This is a genomic window from Burkholderia sp. E168m23, from assembly GCF_016586125.1.
GTDB lineage: Bacteria > Pseudomonadota > Gammaproteobacteria > Burkholderiales > Burkholderiaceae > Burkholderia > Burkholderia orbicola.
The window spans coordinates 1-3,399 of sequence record NZ_BCPP01000803.1 but is presented as its reverse complement, the minus strand read 5'-3'; the positions used below and the strand labels follow the sequence as shown (position 1 = coordinate 3,399).

At 64.8% G+C, this 3,399-nt stretch carries 2 protein-coding genes; both read right to left on the bottom strand.

The window, feature by feature from the left end; all coding sequences use genetic code 11:
* The coding region (locus JMF90_RS29915; RefSeq protein ID WP_201325799.1) for an efflux RND transporter permease subunit at positions 1–2,828 on the bottom strand (2,828 nt) is incomplete at its 3' end.
* 15 nt (positions 2,829–2,843) lie between these two features.
* The coding region (locus tag JMF90_RS29910; protein ID WP_201317008.1) for an efflux RND transporter periplasmic adaptor subunit at positions 2,844–3,399 on the bottom strand (556 nt) is incomplete at its 5' end.

Here is a 3,399-nt window from a genome sequence, read left to right as displayed (position 1 = left end):
AGAATCGCGTTCTTCGCGGACAAGCCCACGGTGGTCAGCAGGCCGACCTGGAAGAACACGTCGTTCTCGAGGCCGCGCATCGTGGCCGCGAGCAGCGCACCGATCACGCCGAGCGGCACGACCATGATCACCGAGAACGGAATCGACCAGCTTTCATACAGTGCCGCGAGACACAGGAACACGACGAGGATCGAGATCGCGTACAGGATCGGCGCCTGCGAACCGGACTGGATTTCCTGGAACGACAGCCCCGTCCACGAATAGCCGATGCCGACCGGCAGCTTCTTCGCGAGCGTTTCCATCGCGGCCATCGCCTGACCGGTCGACTTGCCCGGTGCGGCCTGACCCTGGATTTCCATCGCCGACACGCCGTTGTAGCGCTCGAGCTTCGGCGAACCGTACGTCCAGTGACCGGTCGAGAACGCGCTGAACGGCACCATCCCGCCCGACCCGTTGCGCACGTACCAGATGTTCATGTCTTCCGGCGTCATCCGGAACGGCGCATCGGCCTGCACGTACACCTTCTTGATCCGGCCGTCGGTGTCGAGGAAGTTGTTCACGTACTTCGACGCCCACGCGATCGAGAACGTCTGGTCGATCGCATCCGCCGTCACGCCCAGCGCATTCGCCTTCTCGCGGTCGATGTTGACCTTGTACTGCGGCGTATCGTTCAGGCCGTTCGGACGGACACCCTGCAGCGTCGGGTCCTTCGACGCCATCCCGAGCAGCTGGTTACGTGCCGCCATCAGCGCGTCGTGGCCGAGACCGGCGTTGTCCGTCAGCTCGAAGTCGAAGCCGGCGGCCGTACCGAGTTCGGGAATCGACGGCGGGTTGAACGGAATCACGAGCGCGTCCTTGTAGCTCCCGTAACGCCCGAACATCCGGCCGATCAGCGCCTGCACCTTCTGGTTCGCATGCTGACGCTGCGAGTAGTCCTTCAGGCGCACGAACACGAGACCCGAGTTCTGGCCGCGACCCGCGAAGCTGAAGCCGTTGACCGTGAACGCCGATTCGACGATTTCCTTCTCGTCCTTCAGCAGGTAGTCGGAAATGTTCGCGAGCGTCTTCGCGGTCGTTTCCTGCGTCGAGCCCGACGGCGTCTGCACGATCACGAACATCAGGCCCTGGTCTTCATCGGGCAGGAACGACTTCGGCAGGCGCACGAACAGCAGCCCGACCGCGACGATCACGACCAGATAGATGATGAGCCAGCGGCCCGAGCGCTTGATCACGTGGTGCACGCCGACGTGGTACTTGTCGCGGCTGTTGTTGAACGTGCGGTTGAACCAGCCGAAGAAGCCCTTCTTCTCCTCGTGATGCCCTTGCGGGATCGGCTTGAGGATCGTCGCGCACAGTGCCGGCGTCAGAATCAACGCGACCAGCACCGACAGCACCATCGCCGACACGATCGTCAGCGAGAATTGACGATAGATCGCACCGACCGAGCCGCCGGAGAACGCCACCGGCACGAACACCGCCGACAGCACGAGCGCCACGCCGACGAGTGCGCCGGTGATCTGGCCCATCGCCTTGCGGGTCGCCTCCTTCGGCGACAGCCCCTCTTCCGCCATCACGCGCTCGACGTTCTCGACCACCACGATCGCATCGTCGACCAGCAGGCCGATCGCGAGCACGAGGCCGAACATCGACAGCGTGTTGATCGAGAAGCCGACCATCGACATGATCGCGAACGTACCGAGCAGCACGACCGGCACCGCGATCGTCGGGATGATCGTCGCCCGCAGGTTCTGCAGGAACAGATACATCACGAGGAACACGAGCACGATACCTTCGAGCAGCGTCTTGACCACTTCCTCGATCGACAGCTTCACGAACGGCGTCGTGTCGTACGGATACTTCACGACGAGGCCGTGCGGGAAGAACGGTGCGAGCTCGTCGATCTTCGCGCGCACGGCCTTCGCGGTCGCGAGCGCGTTCGCGTTGGTCGCGAGCTGGATACCGAGTGCCGCGGTCGGCTGACCGTTGTACTTCGTGTCGAAGTTGTAGTTTTCGCCGCCGAGGCCGATCTGCGCGACGTCCTTCAGGCGAACCTGCGAGCCGTCCTGGTTGACCTTCAGCAGGATGTTGCCGAACTGCTCGGGCGTCTGCAGCAGCGTCGATTCGGTGATCGTCGCCTGCAGCACGGTGCCCGGCGTGGCCGGCGTGCCGCCGATCTGGCCGCCCGCGATCTGCACGTTCTGCGCGGTGATCGCCGAGCTGACGTCGACCGGCGTGAGGCCGTAGTTGGTCAGGCGGTTCGGGTCGAGCCAGATCCGCATCGCGTACTGCGAGCCGAACAGCGTGACGGTACCGACGCCGTTCAGCCGGCTGATCGGGTCCTTCACGTGCGACGCCACGAAGTTCGCGAGGTCGTACTTGTTCATGCTGCCGTCTTCGGAGTTGAAGGCGAGCACCAGCAGGAAGCTGCTGCTCGACTTCGTGACCGACAGACCGAGCTGCTGCACGACCTGCGGCAGAACCGGCGTCGCGAGCGACAGCTTGTTCTGCACCTGGACCTGCGCAATGTCGGCGTTGGTGCCCGGCGCGAAGGTCAGCGTGATCGTTGCGTTGCCCGAGTCGTCACTCGTCGACGACATGTACAGGAAGTTGTCGAGACCGCTCATCTGCTGCTCGATCACCTGCGTCACCGTGTCTTCCACCGTCTTCGCGGAAGCGCCCGGATAGTTCGCCGTGATCTGGATCGATGGCGGCGCGATCGTCGGATACTGCGAGATCGGCAGCGTGAAGATCGCCGCAACCCCGGCCAGCATCAGGATGATGGCGATCACCCACGCGAAGATCGGGCGATCGATAAAAAACTTTGCCATGAAACAGGCTCCCTGTTATTGCGCGCTCGACGCGGCGGCAGCACTCGCCGGCGCGGCGCCCGATGCGGCGGCACCGGAAGCGGCAGCGGCGCCGGACCCGGCAGCGGCCGGCGCGGCGGGGGCAGCGGCACCCGAGGCGGCATCGGCCGCCGGGGCGAGCTGCGCGGCGACGGTCTTCACGGTCGCGCCCGGGCGCACCTTGTCGACGCCTTGCACGATCACGTGATCGCCCGCCTGCAGACCGCCTTCGACGATCCAGTTCTGGCCTTGCATGCCGGTGGTCTTCAGCGGACGCGGCTCGACCTTGTTGCTGGCGTTCACCACCATCGCGATCGCCTGGCCCTTCTGGTCATGCGTGACGCCGATCTGCGGCACCAGGAAGGCGTTCTCGTTCACGCCTTCCTCGATCCGTGCGCGCACGAACATCCCCGGCAGCAGCACGCGGCCCGGGTTCGGGAACACCGCGCGGATCGTCACCGAGCCGGTGGTCTGGTCGACCGTCACGTCCGAGAACTGCAGCTTGCCCGGCTCCGAGTAGGTCTTGCCGTCTTCCAGGATCAGCGACACCTTC